This window comes from Aquirufa regiilacus (assembly GCF_032470275.1).
GTDB lineage: Bacteria > Bacteroidota > Bacteroidia > Cytophagales > Spirosomataceae > Aquirufa > Aquirufa regiilacus.
Map to the genome: position 1 here is coordinate 41,507 of NZ_JAVNWW010000005.1, position 25,041 is coordinate 66,547.

The following is a 25,041-nucleotide window of genomic DNA, read 5'->3' on the forward strand; positions in this document are numbered from 1 at the left end:
TTTTTTATCCCCCTTCCATGAAAAAATTCTCCTTATTTACGGGTTCTCTTATTGCCGGAATTTCGGTTGCCTTAGGCGCATTTGGCGCACATGCATGGAAAGATTATTTACGCGATATTAACCGTTTGGAGACCTTTGAAACGGCAGCGCGCTATCAAATGTATGGGGGAATCATCTTATTGATTTTAGGGGTTTGGCAGATGCAAATCTCCAATAAATACCTTAAAACAGCCGGCTACATGATTTTTGCAGGTGCCATCATCTTTCCAGGGGCACTATATATGATTTGTATCACACAAAGTGTGCTGTGGGGAGCCGTTGCTCCAATCGGAGGTTTAGCCTACATGACAGGGCTCGGCTTGATGGCATATGCTACACTGAAACAATAATTAGTGACGCATGACCAGCTCTAGGCTGTTCCAAACAATTTCTCCCATCGTTTTGCAAGCCAAGAAGCGCGCATCATCGTAATGCTTCGCTAGTTCTGCTTTAAGTTGCTGAATATTTTCTTCGGGTGCAATGTCATCTTTCGACATAACGGTCATTAAATCGGAGACACGCTGGCTTTCCGACTTCAAGCGACTCGCAATCATTGAGCGCTCCTCAATTTGATACTGCCAAACCGATTCAGGCGTCATGTATTTCATCCCTAATTCAATCAATGCATTATTTTGCTTGAAATATTGGGGCATGTACACCGACTTCTTTCCCTCATAACATTGCTGGTCAAAGTCAATCGGGCGGATTCGGTAATAAATCTCTTCAAAATCCGGATTGGTAATAATCACAAAATTGGCACTGTGCATATCCCCTAGCAACTGAACCAAGCAACGTTCATTGAACTTGACAAACTCCTTTGCCAAACGAATCGGGGATTCCAAATCTTGTTCCAAATCCTGTTTCAAGAAAGCATCGCCTGGAATTCCTGCAATATGTTCTTCAACGAGCGTGTTATCATAAGTCACGTAATTGATCCGGTTCGGAGACAAAATATGCTCTAATTCCAAGCCGTACACACGCGAAGCATCTGCAATTTTGATGTAGAAATAATCGAAATTATCATTCACCCGATTCACAATACGAATACGAAAAGGATGCGTATTGCCGTAAGTACAGAAATCCACTCGGTCAATCACCAAGTGCTTGATAACCTCCTCATTCCCATCCGTTTTTAAGTCGGCATAGATCTGCTTCAACGACTCATAAACCTCTTCTTGATCAGAGGGCGAATAAAAGACGGTTTCCCAAAGTGTATCTAGCCCATTCTTGTCATACAACACAATCGCATTTTCGTAGCGCAATAAATCCTGGTAGGAAATATTCATCGCATGCTCCCGATTGTATTTGTGCAGGTAGCGACGCAATTGGTTATTAATTCGAAAAGGAGATTTTTTCTTTGAGATGAGCGCCATTATTCGGTATAGTCTAGAGATTTACCAAAGGTTTCCTTCAATTGGGAAACCGCGAAAATGGATAAGGCAAAACATAAAATACCCACATAGGCGGCTGCGTGAATCAAGCCCACCGAAGGAATCAAAAACTTAAAAAGCAAGGAGATAGGAATTAATGCCCCGCGTACAAAATTCGGAACCGTCGTTGTCACAGTCATACGCACATTCGTTCCAAATTGCTCGGAGGAATAGGTTAAAAAAACAGCCCAATAACCGCCAAAGAAACCGAGCAGCGTGATTATTAATTTGGCTTGGGCGGTGGAAACTTCTGTAATCCCAAATAAGTAATAGACACATAGGACAACTGCAATAAACAAATAAGTTAGCACAGCCTTTCCGCGACTCTTCAGCCATTGACTCAATGCCCCGGAAGCAAAATCCCCAATCGCCAAACCGAGGTAACAATACATAATCGCATCGCCTGCGTTCACCTTCCCTTTTAATATCTCGGGTGCCGAAAAAACCAAAATACCGATGATGTACCAAATCGGCAATCCCATAAGTATGCAATACAAGTATTTCTTAAATCTTTCGCCAGATGAAAACAATTGGAAAAAATTCCCTTTCTGCACACCAGCATCCATGTGGGAATACATCGAGGACTCAAACGTACCCAAACGTAGAAGCAACAAGGCAAGGCCCATACCTCCACCGATAAAATAACAAGAACGCCACCATTCCGGATCCGAACTTAGCCCCGCAATAATAGGTGCAAAAACGGCGCCTGCGGCGCCAACACCCGCAATGATTAAGGTCCCAATACCTCTTTTAGATGGCGGCAAGGTCTCATTGACCAAGGTAATTCCAGCACCTAATTCTCCCGCCAAACCGATACCCGCAATAAACCGTAGAATGGCATAGGTATTTAAATCTGTCACGAAGCCATTCAAGGCATTCGCAAGCGAGTAGAGTAAGATTGAGCCAAACAACACAGACTTACGCCCTTTCTTATCGCCATAAATACCCCATAAGATACCGCCAATGAGCATCCCACCCATTTGGACATTCATCAAATTCAAACCTTGATTCAGAAGCTCTCCTCCTTGCAATCCCAAGCTTTTTAAACTTGGGTTACGCACAACTGAGAATAAGATTAAGTCATACACATCCACAAAATAGCCCAGAGCAGCTACGGCAATTAACATTTTGGCTTTGGAAGAAATTTTTTCGTTTTCCATATTAGCGAGAAAGCATATCCGACCGGTGAGAGTCTAATTTTAAAAAGATAAACAGCAAAATGGTAAAGGACCATAAGGATGAACCTCCATAACTAAAGAAAGGCAAAGGAATTCCCATGATCGGCATTAAACCAATCGTCATCCCAATATTAACTAAAAAGTGAAAGAATAGAATTCCCACAACCCCAAAACCATAAGCCCTTGCAAAGCGTGAACGCTGCAAATCAGCCAAGTACATAAGTCTCCAGAGAAAGACCATAAACAAGATGATGATCCCAGCTACTCCGATAAAGCCAAACTCCTCGCCAATCGTACAAAAGATAAAATCCGTACTCTGCTCAGGCACAAAATCAAACTTCGTTTGTGTTCCGCCTAAATATCCTTTCCCCCAAAAACCGCCGGAACCAATCGCAATTTTTGACTGCGTAACTTGATAGCCTAAGCCTCTTGGATCAAAGTCGGGGTCCAACAATACCTTAATTCGATTTCGCTGGTGTTCCTTCAGTACATTATTCACGACCCATTCGACCAACATCGCCAGGGACATGACCACCGAAATACCCAAAGCTATTTTCACATAGGTCTGATACATCCGTTGGAGGTAAATCGGCATCAATAACACCAACATGCCCGCCAAAATAACCAGCAAAATAAAGATTGTCAGCGGCTTTAATATCAAAGCACTCACAAAAAGGAAGATTCCACCCAAGAGTAAACCTGGATATTCGCCAGGTAATCCCTCGCGGTAAAGCAAGATAATAAACGACACAAACACCAAGGCAGAACCTGTTTCATTCGAGCCAACAATCAATAAAATAGGCACGAACATGATCAAAGCCGCCTTCCATTGATTGCGAAAACGTGTTAAACTTACTTGGGGGTCATTGAGGTATTTGGCCAACAAAAGTGCGGTAGCCGTTTTGGCAAATTCGGCAGGTTGAATCGTGACAGTTCCGATTTTAAACCAAGAATGAGAACCATTAATCGTGACTCCGAGAAATGGAACCAAGATCAATAAGAAAATGAATAGCCCATAAATCATAGGAGCAAAAGATTCAAAGAATCGAAAATCGAGGGCAAAAATGAACATGATGAGCACAAAACTCGTCCCAATCCAGATTAACTGCTTCCCTGCGTTCGAGGTGTAAAAAGCTGCATCAAATAAACCAAGAGGTGCTTCCGGATTATATACCGCCGAATAGATGCTCATCCATCCCATGAGGACAAAAAGCGCATATAAACCTACGCTCCACCAGTCTAATCGACTTGCCATATATCCCGATGTTTGACTCATTTTCGTAAACTATCGCTTGTGACTTTTTTGACGGGCCGGTTATACGTAACGTTCGCCAAATAACTCATATTCATAAATTTCGTCTCCACATCCTTCCGATCTACACGACCTTTTAAATATTTTTCAATGATCAAAGAAGCAATCGGTGCAGCGGCAAATCCACCAAAACCAGCATTCTCCACAAAAACAGCTATCGCAATCTTGGGATTATCCTTCGGAGCAAAGGCAATAAAAATCGAATGATCTTTTCCTTTTTTATTTTGGGAAGTCCCAGTTTTCCCACACATGGTGATATCCGGAATGCGACCATCAGCCCCCACCGTTCCATGCAAAACCGCATCCTGCATGCCCTGAATGACCACGGGGAAATATTTGGCATCCACACCTACCGAAACAGGATTCCGATAAAAAGGATCCATCGTTCGTTTCTCCCCTACCCCTTTGACTAAATGGGGTGGAATGTACCAACCGCGGTTCGCGATGATCGCGGCAAAATTGGCCATTTTCAAAGGACTCACAACCAATTCCCCTTCGCCGATACTCAAAGAATAAATATTGGAGAACTTCCAGGTATTCTCCCCTTTGTAAACTTTATTGTAATAATCGACCGTTGGCAAATTCCCTTTTTTCTCATTACTGACATCGACGCCCAACTTCCTTCCAAAACCAAAATTTGCGACCAATTCCGACCAGCGTTGTAAGCCTTGAGCTGAACGCTCAAAGGTATTACCGGTTGTCCCATCATATAAAATCTTACGAAAGGCATGGTAAAAATAAGGGTTACAAGACCATTGAATCGCATTATGCAAATCATTGTGCGAAGTATTGTGCGCGTGACATTTGACGGGAGCACCCGCATGTCCAAAAACAGAACCCGCCGAAAGAATTCCTAATTGCTGGCCTACAAGTGCCTGTACCAACTTGAACGTAGACCCCGGACGATAATAAGCAGAAGGCGGACGATTGATCAAAGGCTTCAACGGATCGAGGGCCAATTTCTGATAATATTTGGAAAAATTCCGACCGGCCAATAAACTTGGATCGTAAGACGGGGCCGAAACCATCGTCAGAATTTCACCGGTAGACGGCTCTATCGCAACCACACTCCCTACCTTATGCATCATCAGGCTATCCGCATATTCTTGCAAACGTATATCGATGCTCGTGTACAGGTTCTTACCTGCGACGGGATTAACATCCAGCTTTCCCTTTTTGTAATCTCCTTTCTCAACCCCATTGCTGTTGACCATGCGGTATTTAACTCCACGCTGTCCTCGCAAAACATCTTCGTAATAAGACTCAATCCCTGAAATTCCCACATAATCCCCTTGGCGATAATAATCATCTCGTTGGTCTTTCAACGAGTTTGGATTAATCTCAGCCACATAACCTAAGGCATTCGAAAACGCGATCGATTGATAGGTCCGAAAAGCTGTCGTCGTGATCGAAAAGCCTGGGTAATCCACCATGGCATCTTGAATGCGCGCAAAATCCTCTTTGGTCAAATGCTTTAAAAACAAGGAAGGTTTTACCCGTGAATAAGCACGCGCTTGCTTCGTTACGGTATCAAAATATCCCCGTGTCACGCCAAAAAGCTTACAAAAGCGATTGGTATCTTGCACCACAGCTTTCCGAGGGGTGATGTAGACATCGTAAACCGGGGTATTGTACACGATCAATTTCCCCTTACGGTCATATACTTCGCCACGAAATGGCACTTGAATGATTTTACGAATGGCATTATTATCCGCCGCCTTCTCATAGGTATCATCAAGCAACTGTAAATAAAACAGCTTCCCGATGAACACCAACCCGATGCTCACAAAAACAAGAAATAGAATTAATCGGCGACCTTCGAACACGCTAGCGCGAGTTTAACATGAAAAATAACAGCAATTTACGGAATATTTTGTAAATTATTTGGGGAGACTTTTGATCAAAGCAATCATCGCAAAAACAATCGATCCCAAGGAAAAACCCAAGGTAAACCAAGGCGTGTGGGTATGGAAATACCCGTCCAAATAACGACCTAAATAGACCCCTCCCAAGATTGTCACCAACATTTGAAATGCCGCCCCAATAAATCGCTGATATGATTGCATAATTTTAAAAATAATCCTTCGACCACACACTAAATTTATGGCTTTTTCATTTATATATATTGTAAATTTGAAAATTGTATGCGTCACAAATTATGATTCGGATTCTCTCGGTTGTTTTGGTGTTATTGGTCACATGGAGCTGCTCCCAGCACAGTACCAAACCGGCTGCCGTTACTTTTCATAACATCAACGCAAAATACAATGCCATATGGCAAGCCGACCGTCTGTTAATAAGCCTTCACAATCAACTTGTGCTTGAGCGCGTAGAAAACTTTGCCAATGAATTGCCCATCTTCGCGCCGGTGGATTCCGCATTTGGCATCAGCCATAAATTAGAAATCGGAAACCTGATTCGAAAAGCATCTTTGGTTATTGATCGCCACCAAAATTCAGCCTATTTGGACGATGCTTACCTCCTCATTGCAGAAGGTCGCCTATTACAAAAAGACTATAAAAATGCCGTTGAGACGCTTAAATACATCAATACACTCACGCCAGATACTAAGACGCAAACAAGAGCCTTAACCTTGCTGTACCAAACCTACTTAATCCAAAACGACTTCGAATCAGCCGAACAAGCGGAGGCATTTTTAATCGAAAACGAGCTAACTGGAACAGATTACGCGTTGGCAAAAGCCTTTGAGCATCAACAAAAAGGTGAAATTACGGCCAGCATCAACGCCCTAAATCAAATGGCGGGGAAGATTAAAAACAGAGGAGAAAGAAGTCGGATGTATTTTATTTTAGGCCAACTAAATGAACGAATCAATCAAGGATCTCAAGCTAAAGAAGCCTACCAAAATAGCATGAGACAAAAGTCAAATTATGAATTGACTCTCCGCGCAAACATCGCTTTTAAATCCCTTGATCAATCCATTCCTGCCCTTGAAAAAATGTTGGCCGACCCGAAAAATGAAGATCAAAAATCTGAAATTTATGTGTCCATTGGAAAGATTTACCTCGAGCAAAAGGATTTAGATCAGGCAAAAATCGCGTGGGAAAAAGCAACGAAAAACAATCCAAACAAAGGTGAATTGTATTACCAACTAGCCAACTTATTTGCGAATCAAATCAAGGATTATCCGAAGGCCTCGGCATATTTTGATTCGGCCGCCATTAGTTTATCCAATACACATCCCAGCTATGTGAAGGCACAGAAATTGAAAAAGGATTGGAATAAATACGTGGAATTAGCTAGTAAAATTCAACATGAGGACTCGTTGCAAAAGCTAGCCAAAATGCCGCTGAGCGACTTACAAACACTTTATAAACAGACGCAAGCAAAAAAGAATCAACGGAGTGATTCACTTCAAAAAATTCAGGCTCAACCTCAGAAAATGGTTGTCACATTTACACGCAGACCCGCAAGTTCGGACCAGCAAAGCTTTTATTTTTACAATGAACAAGCACGCATCAAAGGGGAGCAGGAGTTTAGCATGAAGTGGGGAATTCGGAATTTAGAAGACTTCTGGAATCGAAAAAACAAACAAAACACAACGATTTCGACGAATACAAACCAAACGATTGAATTAACGGAAAAAAGTAATATCCCGAGCGCTAGTTTGCAAATGGACTCCATGGATATTTGGTTGAATAACATACCGACCACAGAAGCAAAATTATTGGCATCGAATAAAACCAAAGAACAGGCATTATTCGAATTAGGTAAATATTGCAAGACCCAAATGGGCGAAAATGCTTTGGCTCGCCAACAATTAAAACGACTATTGAACGAGTTCCCCTATTCAAGTTTTGAAGCGGAAGCATTATACCTGCTTTACCTAAGTGCCGAAAACAGACAAGAGAAGCCAAATACGCGAAATGTATTATTTGACAGATTCCCCGATTCGATTTACAAACTTACCATCCTTCAATTGGAGACAGGGACCCTTTCAGATACGAAAGAAGTACAAGCAGAAAAAGCCTACGAGTCCGCATACCTTCTTTTCAAGTCAAATGAATTTGACGCGGCTTTGCGCGCCTGCCAGCAATTACGCATCAATTATCCCGGTAGCAAATCGGAAGATAAAATCGTATTTTTAAGTGCCTTATGCCAAGCGGGCCTAAAAAATACCGTAGAATACGAGAAAACATTAAAACAATTTGTTCAGTTATTCCCCTTAAGCCCATTAAAAGCCGAAGCGGAAGGAAGGATCAATGCCATCCCCAAAAAATAGATAAGTATGTTTGAAACTGGGAAATACGAGAAAATCATTCGATTCTTATATCGATTCTTTATAGGGTCGACCCTTGGAATTATCTTGTTGATTGTGGCGGTCAACTTCAATTTCTTGTGGTTATTCGGCGGTATGCCGAGTTTATATGAATTGGAAAACCCAAAATCTCAAGTTGCCTCGCTAATCATATCTGAAGATGGCCAAGAAATAGGCAAATATTTTCGAGAAAACAGAAACCCCTTGGAATTCGAAGAATTACCAGACAACATTGTTCATACCCTTATTTCGACTGAGGATGCTCGATTTACGGCACACTCCGGAATCGATATTCGATCCATGTTTCGTGTTGTATTTACCTTAGGAACATCGGGAGGAGGAAGTACCATTTCACAACAATTAGCTAAAAACTTGTTTCATACCCGATCGATGGAATTTGGGGAAGATGACCCTGTTTACATGGGTTTATTGATGAAAATTAATGGAGTGAAAACTGTCGTAGCCAAAGTTAAAGAATGGATTTTAGCCATCCGTTTAGAGCGTCGCTATACTAAACAAGAAATCATGGCCATGTACCTGAACGAAGTAAGTTTCGGGAACAATGCCTACGGAATTCAAGTTGCCTGCAGAACCTATTTCCAAAAAGACCTTAAAGACGTCAGTCTAACCGAAGCCGCAACGTTAATTGGCCTACTTCAAAATCCTTCTCTGTATGATCCTCGAGTACGGCCTGAGCGCACATTGGAACGTCGGAATGTAGTATTAGGCCAATTAGCCAAATATGAATTCGTCACCGAAGAAGATTTGCCTAAACTTCAAGCAGAGGACCTCAATTTGCATTACCGCGTGGAGAATCAAAATACAGGTGCAGCCCCCTATTTTAGAGAAGCAATCCGTCAACAGGTTTTATCGGCTATTAAAGAATTAAATAAGGATCGGCCGGAAGACCAGCAATTAAATTTATACACGAGTGGGTTACGAATCTATACCAGCATCGATTCGCGCATGCAAAAGTATGCGGAGGAATCTGTAAAAGAGCATATGCGCGCGGAGCAGAAGTTGTTTTATGACCATTGGCGAGGACGAAACCCATGGGTAAATGAGGAGATGAAGGAAATCAAAGGTTTCTTGAAAGATGCCATGAAGCGCACACAACGCTACCGAGATTTAATGAGTGCCTACAACAATGATGAGTTTAAGGTTTGGGAAGAATTACGACGCCCCATCAAAATGACCGTATTTACTTGGGATGGTGACAAGGATACCACCTTAAGTCCGATGGACTCTTTGAATTATTACAAACGCATCTTAAACTGTGGGATGATGGCCATGGATCCGATGAATGGCCACGTGAAAGCGTGGATTGGGGGAATTAATTACAAGTACTTCAAATTCGACCATATTTCACAAAGTAAGCGCCAACCGGGCTCAACCTTTAAACCCTTTGTTTATGGCGCTGCCATAGAAAATGAAATCGTGACGCCTTGTGATGAATTAGTGGATGAACCGGTGACATTTGGTGAAGAAGACGGATTAAGCGGGGGAACATGGACACCTCAAAACTCTGACGGAAAATACAGCTATCAAAACATGAAGATGCGTCGGGCGATGGGATTATCCATCAACTCGATTTCGGCTAAATTAATGAAACAATTAGGACCGGATAAGATTGCGGAATTTGCCCATAAATGCGGGATTGAAAGTCCTTTACATGAAGTTCCGTCCCTGTGTTTGGGAGCGTCGGAAGTATCCCTTTTCGAACAAGTATCAGGCTATAGCACCCTAGCAAATGGCGGGGAAAAAATAGACCCGATTTTGGTATTGCGCATCACGGATAAGGTCGGAAATGTACTCCGTGAGTATTCGCCTCCTGTCAAAGCAGCTATCAAACCTGAAACGGCATATTTGATGACTTATATGTTACAAGGTGCCGTGCAAGAACCTGGCGGAACCGCGGAAGGATTGAAAAGAACCTCCATCGTATCAGGAAATGAAATCGGCGCCAAAACAGGTACCACATCAAACTATTCAGATGGTTGGTTTATGGGCGTCACTCAAAAAATTGTGGCGGGCGTTTGGGTAGGTGGCGATGACCGAAGCATTCACTTTCGAAGTTTGGCATTGGGACAAGGAGCTAAAATGGCCATGCCGGCCTTTGCCAAATTCATGGAAAAAGTATATGCTGATCAATCCTTGGCCATCGAAGGCTACCGAAAAATGCCATTTATCAAACCCGAAAATTTCGCGTTCGACTTTAGTTGCAATGGCAGAGTGGCCGTTGATTCTACAGCCATCATAGTTCCTTAATCATTGAGATGAAATCCCTGTTATACATTTGCCTTTTTAGTGTCATCTTATTCAGTTGCCAACAAACCCAAGAGGAGAAGGAGGAAGCAATTGCCAAGAAAACCTGTGGTTCATGCCATAAGTTTCCGGATCCAAGTTTATTAGACAAGAAAACTTGGGAGACGGGCGTTTTGCCTGAGATGTCCTATCGATTGGGATTAGGGAATCGCTTCGAATTAATGACGCGAATTTCGGAAGAGCAATTCCAAAGCGCTTTGCAAATGAATACCTATCCGGAGACGCCGAGTATTTCTCAGGAAGAATGGCAAGCCATTGTCAATTACTACACGCGCAATGCCCCAGAGAAAGCAATTCCTCAAAAGAAAAAGGAGCCTGTAACCGTAGAACCCTTTCATTTTCAGATATCCGAATACATTACACCAAACGACATCATTGCAGGAGTGACTTCCATTAAGATTCATCCGTCTAAGCCGGAGGTCTGGGTAGGTATGCGAACACACCAAACGCTTATTCTTGATAAAAACCTGAAGCCCGGCAAACAGATCTCTACAAGAAGCGCAAACGTTTCGACGCAGTTTATTGGTGCCCGTACCTTCTTAACGGGCATCGGAAAAATGTATCCGAATGACCAGAAATTAGGCACACTTTACGAATTACAAGGAAACAAAGCGCAAGTTATTTTAGATTCATTAAAGCGCCCGGTAGACCTACAAGTGGCGGATTTGAATGAAGATGGTGTCTTAGATTATGTGCTTTGTGAATATGGATTTGAACAAGGCCAATTAACATGGATTGATGGAAAAAACAGAAGTATTCATCCACTGAAAATTCAAGCAGGGGCTCGAAATGTAGTCATTCGCGACTTTACGGGCGAAGGGAAGCCCGATCTGATGGTTTTAACGGCGCAGTCGAGAGAAGGTGTATCAATGTTTATCAATAAAGGCAAAGGATTATTTATCGAAAAACCACTTTTACAATTCGATGCGGTATTTGGCAGTAGCTACATGGAAGTCGCAGACATGAATAAGGATGGACATCCAGACCTTATCGTTTCGAATGGCGACAATGCCGACTATTCCTTCTCGAAAAAGGCTTATCATGGGGTACACGTCTACCTGAATGATGGAAGAAATAATTTCAAAGAATCATACTTTTTTCCTGCCTATGGCGCATCGAAAACACTTGCGCGTGACTTTGACCAAGATGGCGATTTAGATCTCGCGATGATTGCGTTTTTTGCGGAAAATGACAAAGGTAAAAACGAAGGATTTTTATATTTCCAGAATCAAGGAAACATGCAATTCAAAGTCAGTAACCTGGGCGTTGCCGAAGGAGCACATTACATCGTAATGGATGCCGGTGATGTGGATAAAGATGGTGACATCGATATTTTATTAGGTAATTACCAATTTGGAAAAAGAAAACCAGGAGATAAAATACCTCCTGGCTTACAAATGCACTACGTCAAAAATCTATTGCACTAATTTGGCACCAGCCGGAATGAATGCTTGCGATTGATTACTCTGGCTCAAATAAGATGCGCCATAGGTCCAAGCGATTCGTTGCTTGCGTCCTTTGTAGACATAGGTAAAATCTTTCCCTACAGGGACGTTAGCTTTTTGCATCGGTGTCAATGGCTTAAATACTTTCATCGAGCCTCTATTTTGTAAAGCTACATAGGCTAAGTCATTCCCTATTTGAATGCCTACCAAGGATTTAGCATCGCCCGGCACTAAAACACCTGAGTTGACAACAGCCTGGAAACCTTTCGGCCCACCTATTAATACCCCGCCATTTGATGCGTCATATCGGCCCATGGCAACTTCATTTCCATAATTATTGCCTACATATACAATGTCTAAATATCCGTCTTGATTCACATCCATGACCTGCATACCATTTAATGCAGAAACTTGTGCCATCACAGGTAATTCGTGTAGGTCAAATTTACCTTGACCTTTATTTTCAATGTACATGGAGGCATTCTCTGTCAGCGTTAATTTATTCGCTTTCTTCTTTTCTGCCTCGTTCAAAAATCCTTCCTGTGTTACCTTACCGAAATCCTTGTAATACACAAAACGAGCACGGGTTGAATTCATTTGCTTATGTGTATCATCTTTTCCGAACAAAGGAGCCGAAATGGGAGTGCCTTCAGCATTTTGGAAATAGACAAAAGGGAACACATCATAGACCCCATTGCCATCCAAATCCCCATGCAATACCTCGACGGGTTGTTTAGTATTTGCGCGAAGTAGGGTGTTCTTGCCCATGTTTCCGGCAACAAAATCCATGTCTCCATCTTGATCAAAGTCCGCAGCGATAATGGAACCCCATAATCCAGCGGCTTGCTCTAAGCCGGTATCGGTCAATTTTTTCAGATGCCCTTTATTATTTTGAAATACCTGAATAGGCATAAATTCTCCCGCAACAACTAAGTCTTGCCAGCCATCTTGATTGTAATCTGTCCAAACCGCATCGCATAACATGGCTTCTTGCAAAAATTCTGGGGCCAACTGTGCAGTTGCATCTACAAATCTGACATTACCAGGTTTCGAATCGTTACGCAATAAGCGGGAAACCGTTCCTTTCGGATATTGGAATGGAACATTCCGACCGCTCACAAACAAATCTAAGTCTCCATCGTGATCCACATCCGCAGCACGAACAGCGGCATTACTTTCTGTAAAATTAGGTAGTGCGCTCATTTGCAGCGTGAAATTCCCTTTGCCATCATTCACATAGATTACATCTTGAGAGGAATTCGACCCCAGCTTTTCTTCTGTACCCCCACGAGCAACGTATAGATCCAAATCTCCATCGCGATCCATGTCAATTAAAAGACTACCTAAGTCCTCCCCTAGTTTTTTAGGGGCATCATAAGCACCCTCCAAGTATTTCTTTGTGAACTTGCCATTAGCTTGTTGGAGATAAAACGTACCCGAGTAAAACTTAGAACCGCCAATAAATAAGTCTTCGCGCCCATCTCCATTAACATCTCCTACAGAGGCCCCTGGTCCTAATTGGGACATCTTATGCGGTGTTGTGCTTTGGAAATTAAAATCAATAAAGTCCATTTCCTTATGTACGTCAGTCAATTGAACCGCTTCACTGATATCAGCGAACATGGTTTTTTCTTGCATAAACAAGGGTTGGTAAGCTTGCTTCGCTTGGCTTATCGTTGCCTTTATGACTTGATTAGACCCCGGATTTTTAATAACCTGCATGGAGTCATTCGGCCAAATCACATGTAATTCCTTGATTTTTTGCTTTGCACCAAGTCCAATGTGGGCTACAGGCTCCACACTCGATAAATAGCCGCGATAGGGGTTGTTTTCGTAATAAAAACGCGTTCCATCTACAAAAACACCTTCAATCCGGGTACCAAGGCCCGCTTTATTCAGCCCTTTCCCTTCAAAACTAACGCGGAGAAAACGCCCTTTTTCTGGCGCTTCTTCCATCGTGTTATTTTTATAAACAAAAGCCTCATCATTAATATTATTCACAACATAGTCTAGGTCACCGTCGTTATCGAGGTCTCCATATGCCGCTCCATTAGAAAAAGAAGGCACATTGATTCCCCAAGCAGCACTTACATCTTCAAATTTTAGTCCACCCTTATTTTTGAATGCATAGTTTTTAACTTTAATCACAGGCATTTGCTCCAGCAAAATGGCATCAGACGCTAATTGCTGCGCGTCAGCCCGATAAGACATGAAGTCTCGGTCCGTGACGTCGCGCGGAAAGCCATTGGTAATCAACAAGTCGCGATAACCGTCATTGTCAAAGTCGGCCAAAGACGGGCACCAACTCCATTCTGTTTCCGATACTCCTGCCAGAAGGCTAACTTCTTGGAATGGCATTGGATTACCTGCAGCATTTTTCCCTGGATTAATTTGTAAGGTATTCCGCATGTATTGATATGTGTATCCGTACAAGTCGGAATTCTGATAAGCTTGGTAGCTATTGGGCGGAGCTAATTGTTTTTTACGCTCATTATCCTTGGGTAACATATCCAAGGCAACAATATCTTGTAGGCCATCATTGTTGATATCCGCCACATCATTCCCCATGGCGCTTAAACTCGTATGTTTAAAATAAGTCTTCGCTTGGTCGGTAAAGGTACCATCGTGGTTATTGATGTACAAAATGTCATCCGAGACATAATCATTTGTCACATAGATATCAGGCCAATTATCTTGATTGATATCACAGATATTGATCCCTAATCCGTATCCCTCAATCGTAATCCCAGCTTCTTTGGATACGTTGGTATACACGGGATGCCCTTTCTCCTTCGAAAAATCACAACGATATAACCTGTCGGTATTCGGATAAGAACCATCCGTCACCTTCGGACGATATAAAGAAGGGAATTGATCGATAACATCCGTCAGCACATACATATCTAAATCGCCATCGCGATCGTAATCGAAGAACGTTGTATGTTCAGAATGTCCTGCGTCATTAACTCCATAGGCTGCACCCATTTCTTTGAAGGAGGGTACACCATTTTTGACTCCTTGATTGACAAAGAGCATGTTCTCCCGGTCCTGAATTGCCGTTTTCATGGTAGCCGAAACATAGATATCCAATAATCCATCACCATTGATATCAACAATGGATACCCCAGAACACCAACGATTCTTTGTATCGATACCCGCTGATTTTGAGATATCTTCGAACTTCATTTCGCCTTTATTGAGATAAAGCGCGCCATTCGCTTGACTACCTGAAAAGAAAACATCAAGCAAGCCATCCTGATTAAAATCACCCATTCCTACTCCACTTCCGTTGTAGAGGTATTCATACTTCAATATATTCAAGGTATCGTTTTCAGCGATTGAATTTGAAAAATGAATACCGGTATCATCACCAGATAATTGCTCAAAAGTGGTTTTATTCTTGCAGGAAGCAATAACAAATAAGATAATGAAGGCAGCTAGTATTCGTGTGTACATAGGGAGGTAAATCTTTGAACTACTAAAATAAAAAAAGGTGGGGACTTCTCCCCACCTTTTTCAAACTAAAATCAAACGATTAATAACCAGGGTTTTGCTTCAATATAGAAGTACCTTGAATATCAATTTGTGCTTGAGGAATTGGTAATAATGCATCCGTATCTGTGTACGACGCACCACCAAACTTAGTTACTAATAACTTAGACTCGTATTTCAAGTAAGCATTCAATGACTTGCTTGCAACACCCCAACGAACTAAGTCGAAGAAACGGTGACCTTCTGTCGCCAACTCCAATAAACGCTCCATGCGAACGATCTTACGAGCGCTTGCTTGGTCGCCTAAAGAAGAATACGTAGAGATTACGTAGTTAGCTTCGTTAGCACCTGTTTTCGAGTTCTTAACAAATCCTGCTGGATTAGCAGCACGAGAACGAACTTGGTTGATGTAACCTAAAGCAGTAGCTAAGCTACCTGCTTCGATTTCAGCTTCAGCAGCCATCAACAATACGTCCGCAAAACGGATAATGTTGAAGTTCATTGTCGCATATCCACGTGTCCAAGAAGATCCATCAGTCAAGGTATTCTCTTGACGCTTGTAGTAGATGTATTTCTTAGGAGAATATGGACCAGCATAAGGCTGAGAACGAATCCAGTTAGCACCTGGATGCTCGATCCAGTCTAAGTATTGGATACCACGACGACCGATCGTATGGTCAATACGTGGATCTAATGGATTAGCATCTTCTTCAAATCCTGCTGAAGAAGCTACACCGTAATCATGCTTAACTGAATTAGCAGCTAAGTTATAATCTGGAGTACCATCAGCTTGCTCTCCTAATAATGGAAGACCATCAGCAGAAACACGGTAAGCATTCGCCATCGAGAAAGATGGTTGGAAGAATCCGCAGCAGTTACCTGGACCATCAGCTCCCGTATTGTATGGGTAGTTCAAGTCATCGAAACCGTTTGCGTTATTCACGTTACCTGTGTTCATCGAAGATTGTACGGCAAAAATAGCCTCTTCGTTGTTGTCATTCTCCGCGTTGAAGATTTCAGCAAACTTAGAAACTAAACCGTATTTCTTACCATTCGTTGTCTTACCGTTAGCAATAACCGTAGTAAAGATCGCTTTTGCATCAGCCATTTTATTGCCTTGATACAAATAAACCTTTCCTAAGTAAGCTCCAGCAGCCCATTTGTTTGCACGACCTGCAGCAGAAGAAGTCTCTGGCAAGTTGTCATAAGCAAATTTGAAGTCAGCTTCGATCTTAGAATACAAGTCAGCAGTAGCTACTACTTTCTCGATACCTTTACCGTAATCCATTGTCTCATCTACGTAAGGAGCAGAACCGAATAAACGCTTCAACTCAAAATAGAAGTGACCACGTAAGAAACGAGCCTCAGCAACAATACGCGTCTTATCTGTAGCAGATAATTCTTTCGAACCATTCGCTAAGTTAATTGTCGCATTTGCACGCGCAATACCTTCGTATTTTGCTTGCCATGTTGAGTTCAAGTCTCCATCATTTGCAGGAACCTCGTAACGTTGCATAACGTTGATGTTTGAGTAATCACCTGGGTCAGTACCCTTGTTACTCTCACCACCACGAATAGAACCCCAAACCCAGTTGGTAGGTGCTGCTAAACGTGAGAATCCTTTACCCGCTAATTGCGCGTAAGTACCAATCAAGGCACCTTCAACACCAGCCTTAGATGATAACTGCGCTTGAGCTAATGAAGCTGTTGGCGGCACCTCTAAAAACTGATCCTTACAAGCGAATGTCAACATAAACGCTGACGCACTAACTAAACTTAATCGCTTTAAAATCTGATATTTTTTCATGTTCTTAATTTTTAAAATTGGCTTTCGCTAAATTAGAAATTCAAGTTGATCGAAGCATTGAATGAACGCGTAACAGGGTAGTTACCTACGTCGATACCAAAGCTTGTATCAGCTGCTCCACCAACACCTGGATCTAATCCCTTGTACTTCGTTAAAGTAAACAAGTTGTTAGCCGATAATGTCAACTTAGCATTCTTAACACCGATTTTCGAAATAACGTTTTTAGGAAGTTTGTATCCTAAAGAGATATTTTGTAAACGGATGTAATCACCATCTTCTACGTACCAAGAGTTCTCAGCAGCTGATGTAGAGATGTTTGATGCTGATTCCCAAATTGGTGCTTCAGCAGCGTTACCCAATGCTGGAGTCCAAGAGTTTTTCGCACGTACACCTTTTCCTGATCCTTCGAAAGTTCCGTAGAAATCAGTAAACCACTTCGATTGGTTCCAAATTTTGTTACCAGCTGAAGCATAAACATACATGTTCAAATCAAAATCCTTGTAAGTCAAACCTACGTTCACACCACCTGTGTAAGTTGGTACCGGAGAACCTAAGTAAGTACGGTCAGCAGGAGTGATCTTGCCATCTCCGTTGATATCCGCATAACGGAAACGACCAACTCCTTTACCTGATTGTTCTGGAGCAGAAGCAACCTCAGCAGCTGAGTTGAAGTATCCCATTACTTGGTAACCATAGAATGAAGATAAAGAACGACCTACTTCCATACGAATTGGCGTAATTCCACGGAATGCACCACCAACTAAGTTCGTGATACCTGGCGCGAAAGCTACAATTTCGTTTTTCAAGAATGAGTTGTTAAATGTCAAATCATACTTGATGTCTGAAGTCAAATTACCACGATTGATGATTTGCATATCGATACCTTGGTTACGCATTTTTGCTACGTTAACTGATGGTGCAGAAGCTGCAGATCCAACAACAGCCGGAAGTGGCACGTTGAATAACAAATCCTCTGTATCTTTTCTCCAGATATCAAATACAACTTCCCACTTACCGTTTAACAAGGTAGCATCAATACCTAAGTTAGATGTTACAGCAGTCTCCCACTTCGCAGCTGGGTTACCGATACGTGAACGATAATATCCTTCATTCGCTCCTGATGATTGACCATCGATTGGATAGAAAGAGTTTCCACGGTTAGCAGCATATAAAGAGTACTGGTTAGCTGGGTCTACGTTGTTTGAGTTACCCATTGTACCCCATCCACCACGGATTTTCAAATCTGTGATTGCAGGAAGATCCTTCATGAATTCTTCCGAAGTCACACGCCAAGCTGCAGAGAATGCAGGGAAGATACCGTAACGATTCTCAGAACCGAAACGAGATGATCCGTCACGACGAACAACACCCGTGAAATAATATTTCTCGTTGAAGTTGTAATCTAACTTACCGAATACTGAATAGAAATTCACACCTGAGTATAAGTTAGAGTTAACTACTGGAGATTGTACCGAGCTCATCGTTACGAAATCCAAGTCCATTGAGAAAGGATTGATACCTGAACCATTGATCGAACGACCTGCTCCTGTATTCAATGCCTCTAAACCAGCTAATAATTTAACACCATGTTTTCTCCATTGGTATTTGTAGTTTGCTGTATTTGTCATTACCCAAGCAAAAGAATACGCTTGACCTTCTGAGAATGAGTTCGAAGCTTCTGGCTCTGAATCTCCCAAATAACGGTAATTGTAGTTCTTGTAAGCAGAAGCGTTGTATTGACCACCAATACTTGTACGCAATGTCAAGTCTTTGATTGGCTCATAATCAACATAGATATTTCCTACTGCATTTGCATTGTAGTTGTTATCATTCGAGTTGTTACGAACAATTTGACGAACTGGATTACGTGGGTTGTTAAAACCAGCAGCTTTCGTAGATGCATAAGCACCAAACTCATCAAATACAGGTATAACCGTTGGCATACGGTAAGCAGACAAGATTACTGACTCATCACCTGCAACACCTAAACCATTATTACCACCTGCTTGACCACGAACGGAACGGTAAGTAAACTGTAAGTTCTCTCCGATTTTCACTTTTTTGCCTAAGCTAAATTCTGAGTTAAAACGTGCAGAATAACGCTTGAAATCATTTTGAATCAAGATACCGTCTTGTTGCTGACCTGACAATCCTAAGTAGAAACGGCCCGTCTCAGTACCGCCTGAGAAACCTAATGAGTGACGTTGAGTTGCTCCTAAACGAGTAATCTCATCATACCAGTTCGTTCCTGCCTTGTTAGCTTTAATCAAAAATACATTTTCTGGATTTGCAGCACGTGCAGCTGTGATTGCAGCCAAGTCAACGTTATTAACTCCGTTCGCGCCATTTGCATGCAAATAAGTAGGAATAACAGCTTGTGCAGATGAACCGTATTGTGGATGCGAATAAGAAACCGCAGTTCCGTTAGCCGCAGCATTGTTACGGTATGCAACGTGTGTCCAATCTGCTTGCTCTTGTGGAGTCAACATTTTTGGAGCACCAGCTACGTTGGGATCAGTAGCACCATACATTCCATTATATGTAATGCTCAAACCTTTCTTACCACGTGAACCTTGCTTAGTCGTATATACGATTACACCATTGGCAGCACGAGCACCATAGATAGAAGCAGCAGCCGCATCTTTCAATACAGTTGTTGACTCGATATCATCTGGAGATAAGAAATCGGTAGAACCTACTGGAACCCCATCCACTACGTATAATGGCTCGTTACCACCAAAGGCACCAAAACCACGTACACGAATGATTGAGTTAGTTCCCGGCTGACCGTTTGTGATCAAAGTTACCCCTGATACACGACCTTGCAACATTTGCTCAACGTTACCCGTTGGTGCAATTTGCAAATCTGCCGCTTTAACGATCGAAGCTGCCGCTGTAGACTCCTTCTTGTTTGTTACTGAGTAACCTGTTACGATTACTTCGCTCAATTGGCTTACATCTTCATCTAAAGAAACAGCGATAGAAGATTGAGATCCCACTGAAACAGATTTTGTTTTGTAACCTACTGCTGAAATTGTCAAGACAGCGTTACCCGATTTTACTGTAACCGTAAATGCACCATTAGCATCTGTAGTAGCTCCCGTGTTTGTTCCTTTAACAGCAACACTTACACCTGGAATACCTTCAGCGTTCGCATCCGTAACTTTACCAGTTACCTTACGATCCTGCGCAAATGACGAAAAACTCCCTAGCATCACAATCGCGAGCAATAAGAAGCTTCGAAGACTTTGGTAAAAATTGTTTTTCATAATACGTTTTAATTAGTTTTCTAAATAAGATTTAATAATTGTTAATCCAGTTTTTGTTACAATAATGGGTCTCCTTTCTTTTTAAGTTTAATAAATAGGTTTAAGATGTATAAGTTAAAATAGGTTTAAAAGTTCTTCTTAAAATAATACAATAAATAGGTTTAGAAGTCAAACTTCCATTTTATCGGAATCATACAATATCACAACTGTTCTATGCTGTTCCTAGCTTTCAAATATGTATAAACCGATGAACTCTTGCAAACATTTCCTTGATATTTTTTCACTTTTTAAAGCAAAAATGTCATTTATTCCGCAAAATGGCCTTTTGAGCCCCTTATATTATCATATAAATACATTAGAAAATTCAAAAATTCGAAAAAATGGATTGTAAACGATTACAAATCCTGCGACCAAATCGATTAATAGTCCTACAAACAGTCCATAACCTGCGCTTTGTCTAAAATTTACAATTGTCCAAAAAATCCAAATTGATTTCCCGATTTATCCCTAATTTTGGCTTATGTCAAATTTCGACCCCAAAAGCATATTACCTACACTCCCAGATCAACCGGGCGTATATCGCTATTTCGACGAAAATGACACCATCATCTACATAGGCAAAGCCAAGAATCTCAAGAACCGCGTCAGTAGCTATTTTACGAGTATCCAAAACCACAATACCAAGACGAGGCGCCTCGTCCAACAAATTCAAAAAATCGAATTCACGATCGTGCATTCGGAATTTGATGCACTCTTATTAGAAAATACGCTCATTAAGCAGTTTCAACCCAAATACAACATCCTGCTGCGTGATGATAAAACATATCCTTTCATTTGCCTGACAAATGAGCACTTCCCCCGCCTGATCACCATGCGACGCATCGATCATGCCATCGGAACTTTCTTTGGCCCCTTTGCAAATCCTAAGGCCATGAATGGGCTACTCGAAATGGTCCACCAGCTCTACCCGATTCGTACATGTACGCTCGCGTTAAAACCTGCCAACATTGAACAAGGGAAATTCAAGGTCTGCCTAGAATACCACATCGGTAATTGCAAAGGACCTTGTGAAGGACTTCAAAACGAATCCGACTACCAAATATACATTGAACAGATTACCAACATTCTCAAAGGGAATTATCAAAAACCCAAGAGTCTCTTTTTCGAACGCATGCAACAAGCCTCCGCACGCATGGCCTTCGAGGAAGCACAAGAATGGAAAGAGAAATGGGAACTACTCGAAAACTTTCAAGCCAAATCAACGGTCGTTAACCCAGCGATTCATGATGTGGATGTTTTCACCATGGTCTCCGACGAGGCTTTGGCCTACATCAATTTCATGAAGGTAATCAATGGAACTATCCTGCAATCCCAAACTTGGGAGGTCAAGAAAAAACTGAATGAAGATGAATCCGATCTTCTTACGATGTTGATCTGGGAAAAACGGGAACAGTTTCACAGCGAGGCCAAAGAGATCTTAACTAATATCCCGATGGCGATTGAATTTCAGGGAGCCAAAAATACCATCCCACAAATGGGTGATAAGAAAAAGCTTTTGGATATGTCGCTCAAAAACGTTTTGTACTTCCGGAAAGAGAAGGCCGACCGGAAAGCAGCAGAAGAAAGCGGGGGCGACCGAAAAATGCGCGTCATGCTCAAATTAAAAAATGACTTACGCCTGACGCAATTACCTAAACGCATCGAATGTTTCGATAACTCCAACCTACAAGGAACCAATCCGGTCTCGGCCATGGTTTGTTTCATTCAAGCCCAAGCCGCGAAAAAAGAATATCGTTTATTCACCCCGAGAACCGTCGAAGGCCCCGACGACTTCGCCACGATGCACGAAGTAATCACCCGCCGCTATACGCGCCTCTTAGAAGAAGAAGCAGAATTGCCCGACTTGATTATTGTCGATGGAGGGAAAGGCCAGCTAAGCGCTGCGTGTGATGCTTTGAAAGCAATTGGACTCTATGGACAAATCCCAATCATCGGCATTGCCAAAAGACTCGAAGAAATCTATTTTCCAGAGGACAGCCTACCTGTATATATAGATAAAAAATCAGAGTCGCTAAAATTGATCCAACAACTGCGTGACGAGGCACACCGATTTGGCATTACGGCACATCGCAATCGACGAAGTAAAAACTTTTTGGTTAGTCAACTTGAAGAACTAGAAGGCATTGGTAAACTTACGGCACAAAAGCTCTTGAAACATTTCGGTACGATTCGCCAAATGTATGATGCGCCCGTTGAGGAATTAGAAAAGGTAGCAGGAAAAGCCAAAACGCCGATGCTCCGAAAACAAATTAAAATTTGGCTGGATGAAAAAGCCTAGTTTCGAGATTTAAATCGGCCTAAATCAATGTGCTGAAATTGTCTATAAGCCTGAATTACTAATGCCAAAGCCACAGCCATTTCACAAACACCTACCACCAACACGAAAATACCCAATAACAATCCTTGACTCGAAGCATCTTGTCGCGAAAAAGCAATCAAATTCAAGTTGGCCGCATTCAACATCAACTCAACCCCCATCAACACAAAAATGGCATTACGCTTTAGAATCAACATGCTAAAGCCGATGGCGAACAAAAACGCGCCCGCCCAAAGAAACAGAACTAAAGGAATTTCATTCATCTTGCTTCGCGATATAGGTAGCGCCGATCAAGGCAATCAATAAATAAATGCCAACCAATTCAAATGGCATGGCATAATCCGTTAATAAAGAAATTCCGACAAAACTCAATTTGGAATTTGAATCGGCAATTTCCATTCCACCGAAATTTCCCCGCATTAAAATAAGGACCAAGCCAACAAAAGTAGCTAAGCCTATGCATACAGGCCAAAGCCGTGATGATTCCTCTGTCACTAAATTGTTTTGATCTTTATCCCCTCTAGCTTTTTGGTTAGTCAACATGATTCCAAAAAGAATCAAGATTAACACACCGCCCACATAAATCATTAAATGAGAAACAGCCATGATATCAGCATAAGCCAACACGTATAGTCCGGCAAGCCCGAGCATCGTCATAAACATCGCTAAAGCCGCATGCAAAATATTCTTTGTCCAAAGCATTAGCAACGCACTTCCGCAGGTTATGCATACCAAAGCCAAGAAAGCACAAACAATTGGTGTCATTTCAATTATGGATTATCGTTGAATTCTTCAGCATCGGGCTTTGGATTAGCCTTCGGCTTAAAGCTCGGCTTGAACGCGGGCTTGGGTTTAGACGGTAGACTATTAGACGTTAGACTTTGGTCGTTGGACGTTGGACCTTCGGACTTGGGACTATTTTCCTCCGAACTACTCTCTTGACTTGCGACTTTCTTGAAGCTCGGCTTAAACGCAGGCTTGGGTTTAGACGTTAGACTTTGGTCGTTGGACATTGGACCTTCGGACTTCGGACTATTTCCCTCCGGACTTACTACACCTTCGGACTTCGGACTATTTTCCTCCGGACTTACTTCACCTTCGGACTTCGGACTATTTTCCTCCAGACTACTCTCTTGACTTGCGACTTTCTTGAAGCTCGGCTTGAACGCAGGCTTGGGTTTAGACGTTAGACTTTGGTCGTTGGACATTGGACCTTCGGACTCCCGATTATTTTCCTCCGGACTTACTACACCTTCGGGCTTCGGACTATTTTCCTCCGGACTTAGTACACCTTCGGACTTCGGACTATTTTCCTCCGGACTACTCTCTTGACTAGCGACTTTCTTGAAGCTCGGCTTGAACGCAGGCTTAGGTTTAGACGGTAGACTTTGGTCGTTGGACGTTGGACCTTCGAACTTCGGACTTGCGACTGACGACACTTGACTAGTGACTAGCGACTGTTGACTAGTGACTGACGACTCTTGACTAGTGACTGACGACTGTTGACTAGCTGCCTCCTTCATTGCCGCTTTCTCCGCCACAAATTGCTCATATAATTTCCGTTTCTCATCCGCCTCTTCAGCGGTCAAGTTCGCAAAAGCAAAGTTATGTTCTTTGACATCAAACACAGAGAAATCATACTCCGATGTCATCGTCAAACACTCCGTCGGACAGACCGTTGTACACAACCCACAGAAACAACATTTTGACATATCAATGTCAAATTTGGCTGCATATAAGCGAATGGGTGAGCCATCCGATGCATGCCCAACCAAACCCGTTGCTTTTATCGGCTCGATATCAATACAATCAACTGGGCAAACCTTTACACATTTATCACAGACGATGCAATCGTCCATTTCATTGTGCAACTGATAGCGACCATTAACGGATGTTGGAATCTGTAATGAAGGGTATTCCAAAGTCACAATTCCTTCGGACTGCTGAAAATATCCCGCATCTTGAATCTGATGGACAGTCCGCTGCTTACGAGCATCCCAAGCATGCTTCCAAGTCAAAGCCATGCCCTTTCGGGTGCTTTGAACCACCTCGAAAATTTCCTTGAAATAGTTACCTAGCGTAGACATC

16 protein-coding genes are annotated in these 25,041 nt (G+C 42.3%); 5 read left to right on the forward strand and 11 right to left on the reverse strand.

Annotation, left to right across the window (positions count from 1 at the left end; translation table 11 throughout):
* The first annotated feature begins 17 nt into the window (after positions 1-17).
* Positions 18-389 carry a DUF423 domain-containing protein gene (locus PQG45_RS09850; RefSeq protein ID WP_316070794.1) on the forward strand — a complete coding sequence of 124 codons (372 nt, stop codon included), beginning with the start codon at positions 18-20 and terminating at the stop codon, positions 387-389.
* Here PQG45_RS09850 and PQG45_RS09855 read toward each other — a convergent pair whose 3' ends face one another.
* Genes PQG45_RS09855 through PQG45_RS09875 form a run of 5 tightly spaced genes read right to left on the reverse strand, consistent with a single transcriptional unit; the run spans position 390 to position 6,025 of the window.
* The gene (locus tag PQG45_RS09855) at positions 390-1,412 is read right to left on the reverse strand and encodes a hypothetical protein (RefSeq protein ID WP_316070795.1); all 1,023 of its coding nucleotides are present in this window, start codon (positions 1,410-1,412) and stop codon (positions 390-392) included.
* Positions 1,412-2,629 (reverse strand): MFS transporter, encoded by a 1,218-nt coding sequence (locus tag PQG45_RS09860; RefSeq protein WP_316070796.1) that lies wholly within the window; start codon positions 2,627-2,629, stop codon positions 1,412-1,414. Before PQG45_RS09860 ends, PQG45_RS09855 begins: the two co-directional genes overlap by 1 nt.
* 1 nt (position 2,630) lies before the next feature.
* Positions 2,631-3,902, reverse strand: a complete 1,272-nt coding sequence (gene rodA / locus PQG45_RS09865; protein ID WP_315577003.1) for a rod shape-determining protein RodA — start codon at positions 3,900-3,902, stop codon at positions 2,631-2,633.
* 17 nt (positions 3,903-3,919) lie between these two features.
* On the reverse strand, positions 3,920-5,785 hold the full coding sequence (locus PQG45_RS09870) for a penicillin-binding transpeptidase domain-containing protein (RefSeq protein ID WP_316070797.1): 1,866 nt from the start codon (positions 5,783-5,785) through the stop codon (positions 3,920-3,922).
* 54 nt (positions 5,786-5,839) lie between these two features.
* Positions 5,840-6,025 carry an AtpZ/AtpI family protein gene (locus PQG45_RS09875; RefSeq protein WP_315577001.1) on the reverse strand — a complete coding sequence of 62 codons (186 nt, stop codon included), beginning with the start codon at positions 6,023-6,025 and terminating at the stop codon, positions 5,840-5,842.
* Between the two features lie 92 nt (positions 6,026-6,117).
* Between PQG45_RS09875 and porW the strand changes: the two genes are divergently transcribed.
* Genes porW through PQG45_RS09890 form a run of 3 tightly spaced genes read left to right on the forward strand, consistent with a single transcriptional unit; the run spans position 6,118 to position 11,990 of the window.
* Entirely contained in the window at positions 6,118-8,202 is a 2,085-nt protein-coding gene (gene porW, locus PQG45_RS09880; protein ID WP_316070798.1) for a type IX secretion system periplasmic lipoprotein PorW/SprE, read from the forward strand.
* Between the two features lie 6 nt (positions 8,203-8,208).
* Positions 8,209-10,506 carry a penicillin-binding protein 1A gene (locus PQG45_RS09885; RefSeq protein ID WP_316070799.1) on the forward strand — a complete coding sequence of 766 codons (2,298 nt, stop codon included), beginning with the start codon at positions 8,209-8,211 and terminating at the stop codon, positions 10,504-10,506.
* Between the two features lie 8 nt (positions 10,507-10,514).
* Positions 10,515-11,990: an FG-GAP repeat domain-containing protein gene (locus PQG45_RS09890; protein ID WP_315576998.1), complete on the forward strand. Its 1,476-nt coding sequence runs from the start codon at positions 10,515-10,517 to the stop codon at positions 11,988-11,990.
* Here PQG45_RS09890 and PQG45_RS09895 read toward each other — a convergent pair.
* From PQG45_RS09895 to PQG45_RS09905, 3 genes are all read right to left on the reverse strand, one after another.
* Positions 11,979-15,464: a VCBS repeat-containing protein gene (locus PQG45_RS09895; RefSeq protein WP_316070800.1), complete on the reverse strand. Its 3,486-nt coding sequence runs from the start codon at positions 15,462-15,464 to the stop codon at positions 11,979-11,981. The genes PQG45_RS09890 and PQG45_RS09895 overlap by 12 nt on opposite strands.
* Positions 15,465-15,543: 79 nt before the next feature.
* On the reverse strand, positions 15,544-17,307 hold the full coding sequence (locus PQG45_RS09900; protein WP_315576996.1) for a RagB/SusD family nutrient uptake outer membrane protein: 1,764 nt from the start codon (positions 17,305-17,307) through the stop codon (positions 15,544-15,546).
* 32 nt (positions 17,308-17,339) lie between these two features.
* The gene (locus PQG45_RS09905; RefSeq protein WP_315576995.1) at positions 17,340-20,576 is read right to left on the reverse strand and encodes a SusC/RagA family TonB-linked outer membrane protein; all 3,237 of its coding nucleotides are present in this window, start codon (positions 20,574-20,576) and stop codon (positions 17,340-17,342) included.
* 520 nt (positions 20,577-21,096) lie between these two features.
* Here PQG45_RS09905 and uvrC point away from each other — a divergent pair.
* Positions 21,097-22,914: an excinuclease ABC subunit UvrC gene (uvrC, locus tag PQG45_RS09910; protein WP_315576994.1), complete on the forward strand. Its 1,818-nt coding sequence runs from the start codon at positions 21,097-21,099 to the stop codon at positions 22,912-22,914.
* On the opposite strand, the gene nuoK is transcribed toward uvrC, so the two are convergent.
* The 3 genes from nuoK to PQG45_RS09925 are packed head-to-tail and all read right to left on the reverse strand — an operon-like array spanning position 22,911 to position 25,040.
* On the reverse strand, positions 22,911-23,216 hold the full coding sequence (gene nuoK / locus PQG45_RS09915; RefSeq protein WP_315576993.1) for an NADH-quinone oxidoreductase subunit NuoK: 306 nt from the start codon (positions 23,214-23,216) through the stop codon (positions 22,911-22,913). The two genes, uvrC and nuoK, sit on opposite strands and share 4 nt — an antisense overlap.
* Positions 23,209-23,718, reverse strand: coding sequence for an NADH-quinone oxidoreductase subunit J family protein (locus PQG45_RS09920; protein ID WP_315576992.1), 510 nt, complete (start codon positions 23,716-23,718; stop codon positions 23,209-23,211). Before PQG45_RS09920 ends, nuoK begins: the two co-directional genes overlap by 8 nt.
* A 5-nt stretch (positions 23,719-23,723) precedes the next feature.
* Positions 23,724-25,040, reverse strand: coding sequence for a 4Fe-4S binding protein (locus PQG45_RS09925; RefSeq protein WP_316070801.1), 1,317 nt, complete (start codon positions 25,038-25,040; stop codon positions 23,724-23,726).
* Position 25,041 lies beyond the last annotated feature (1 nt).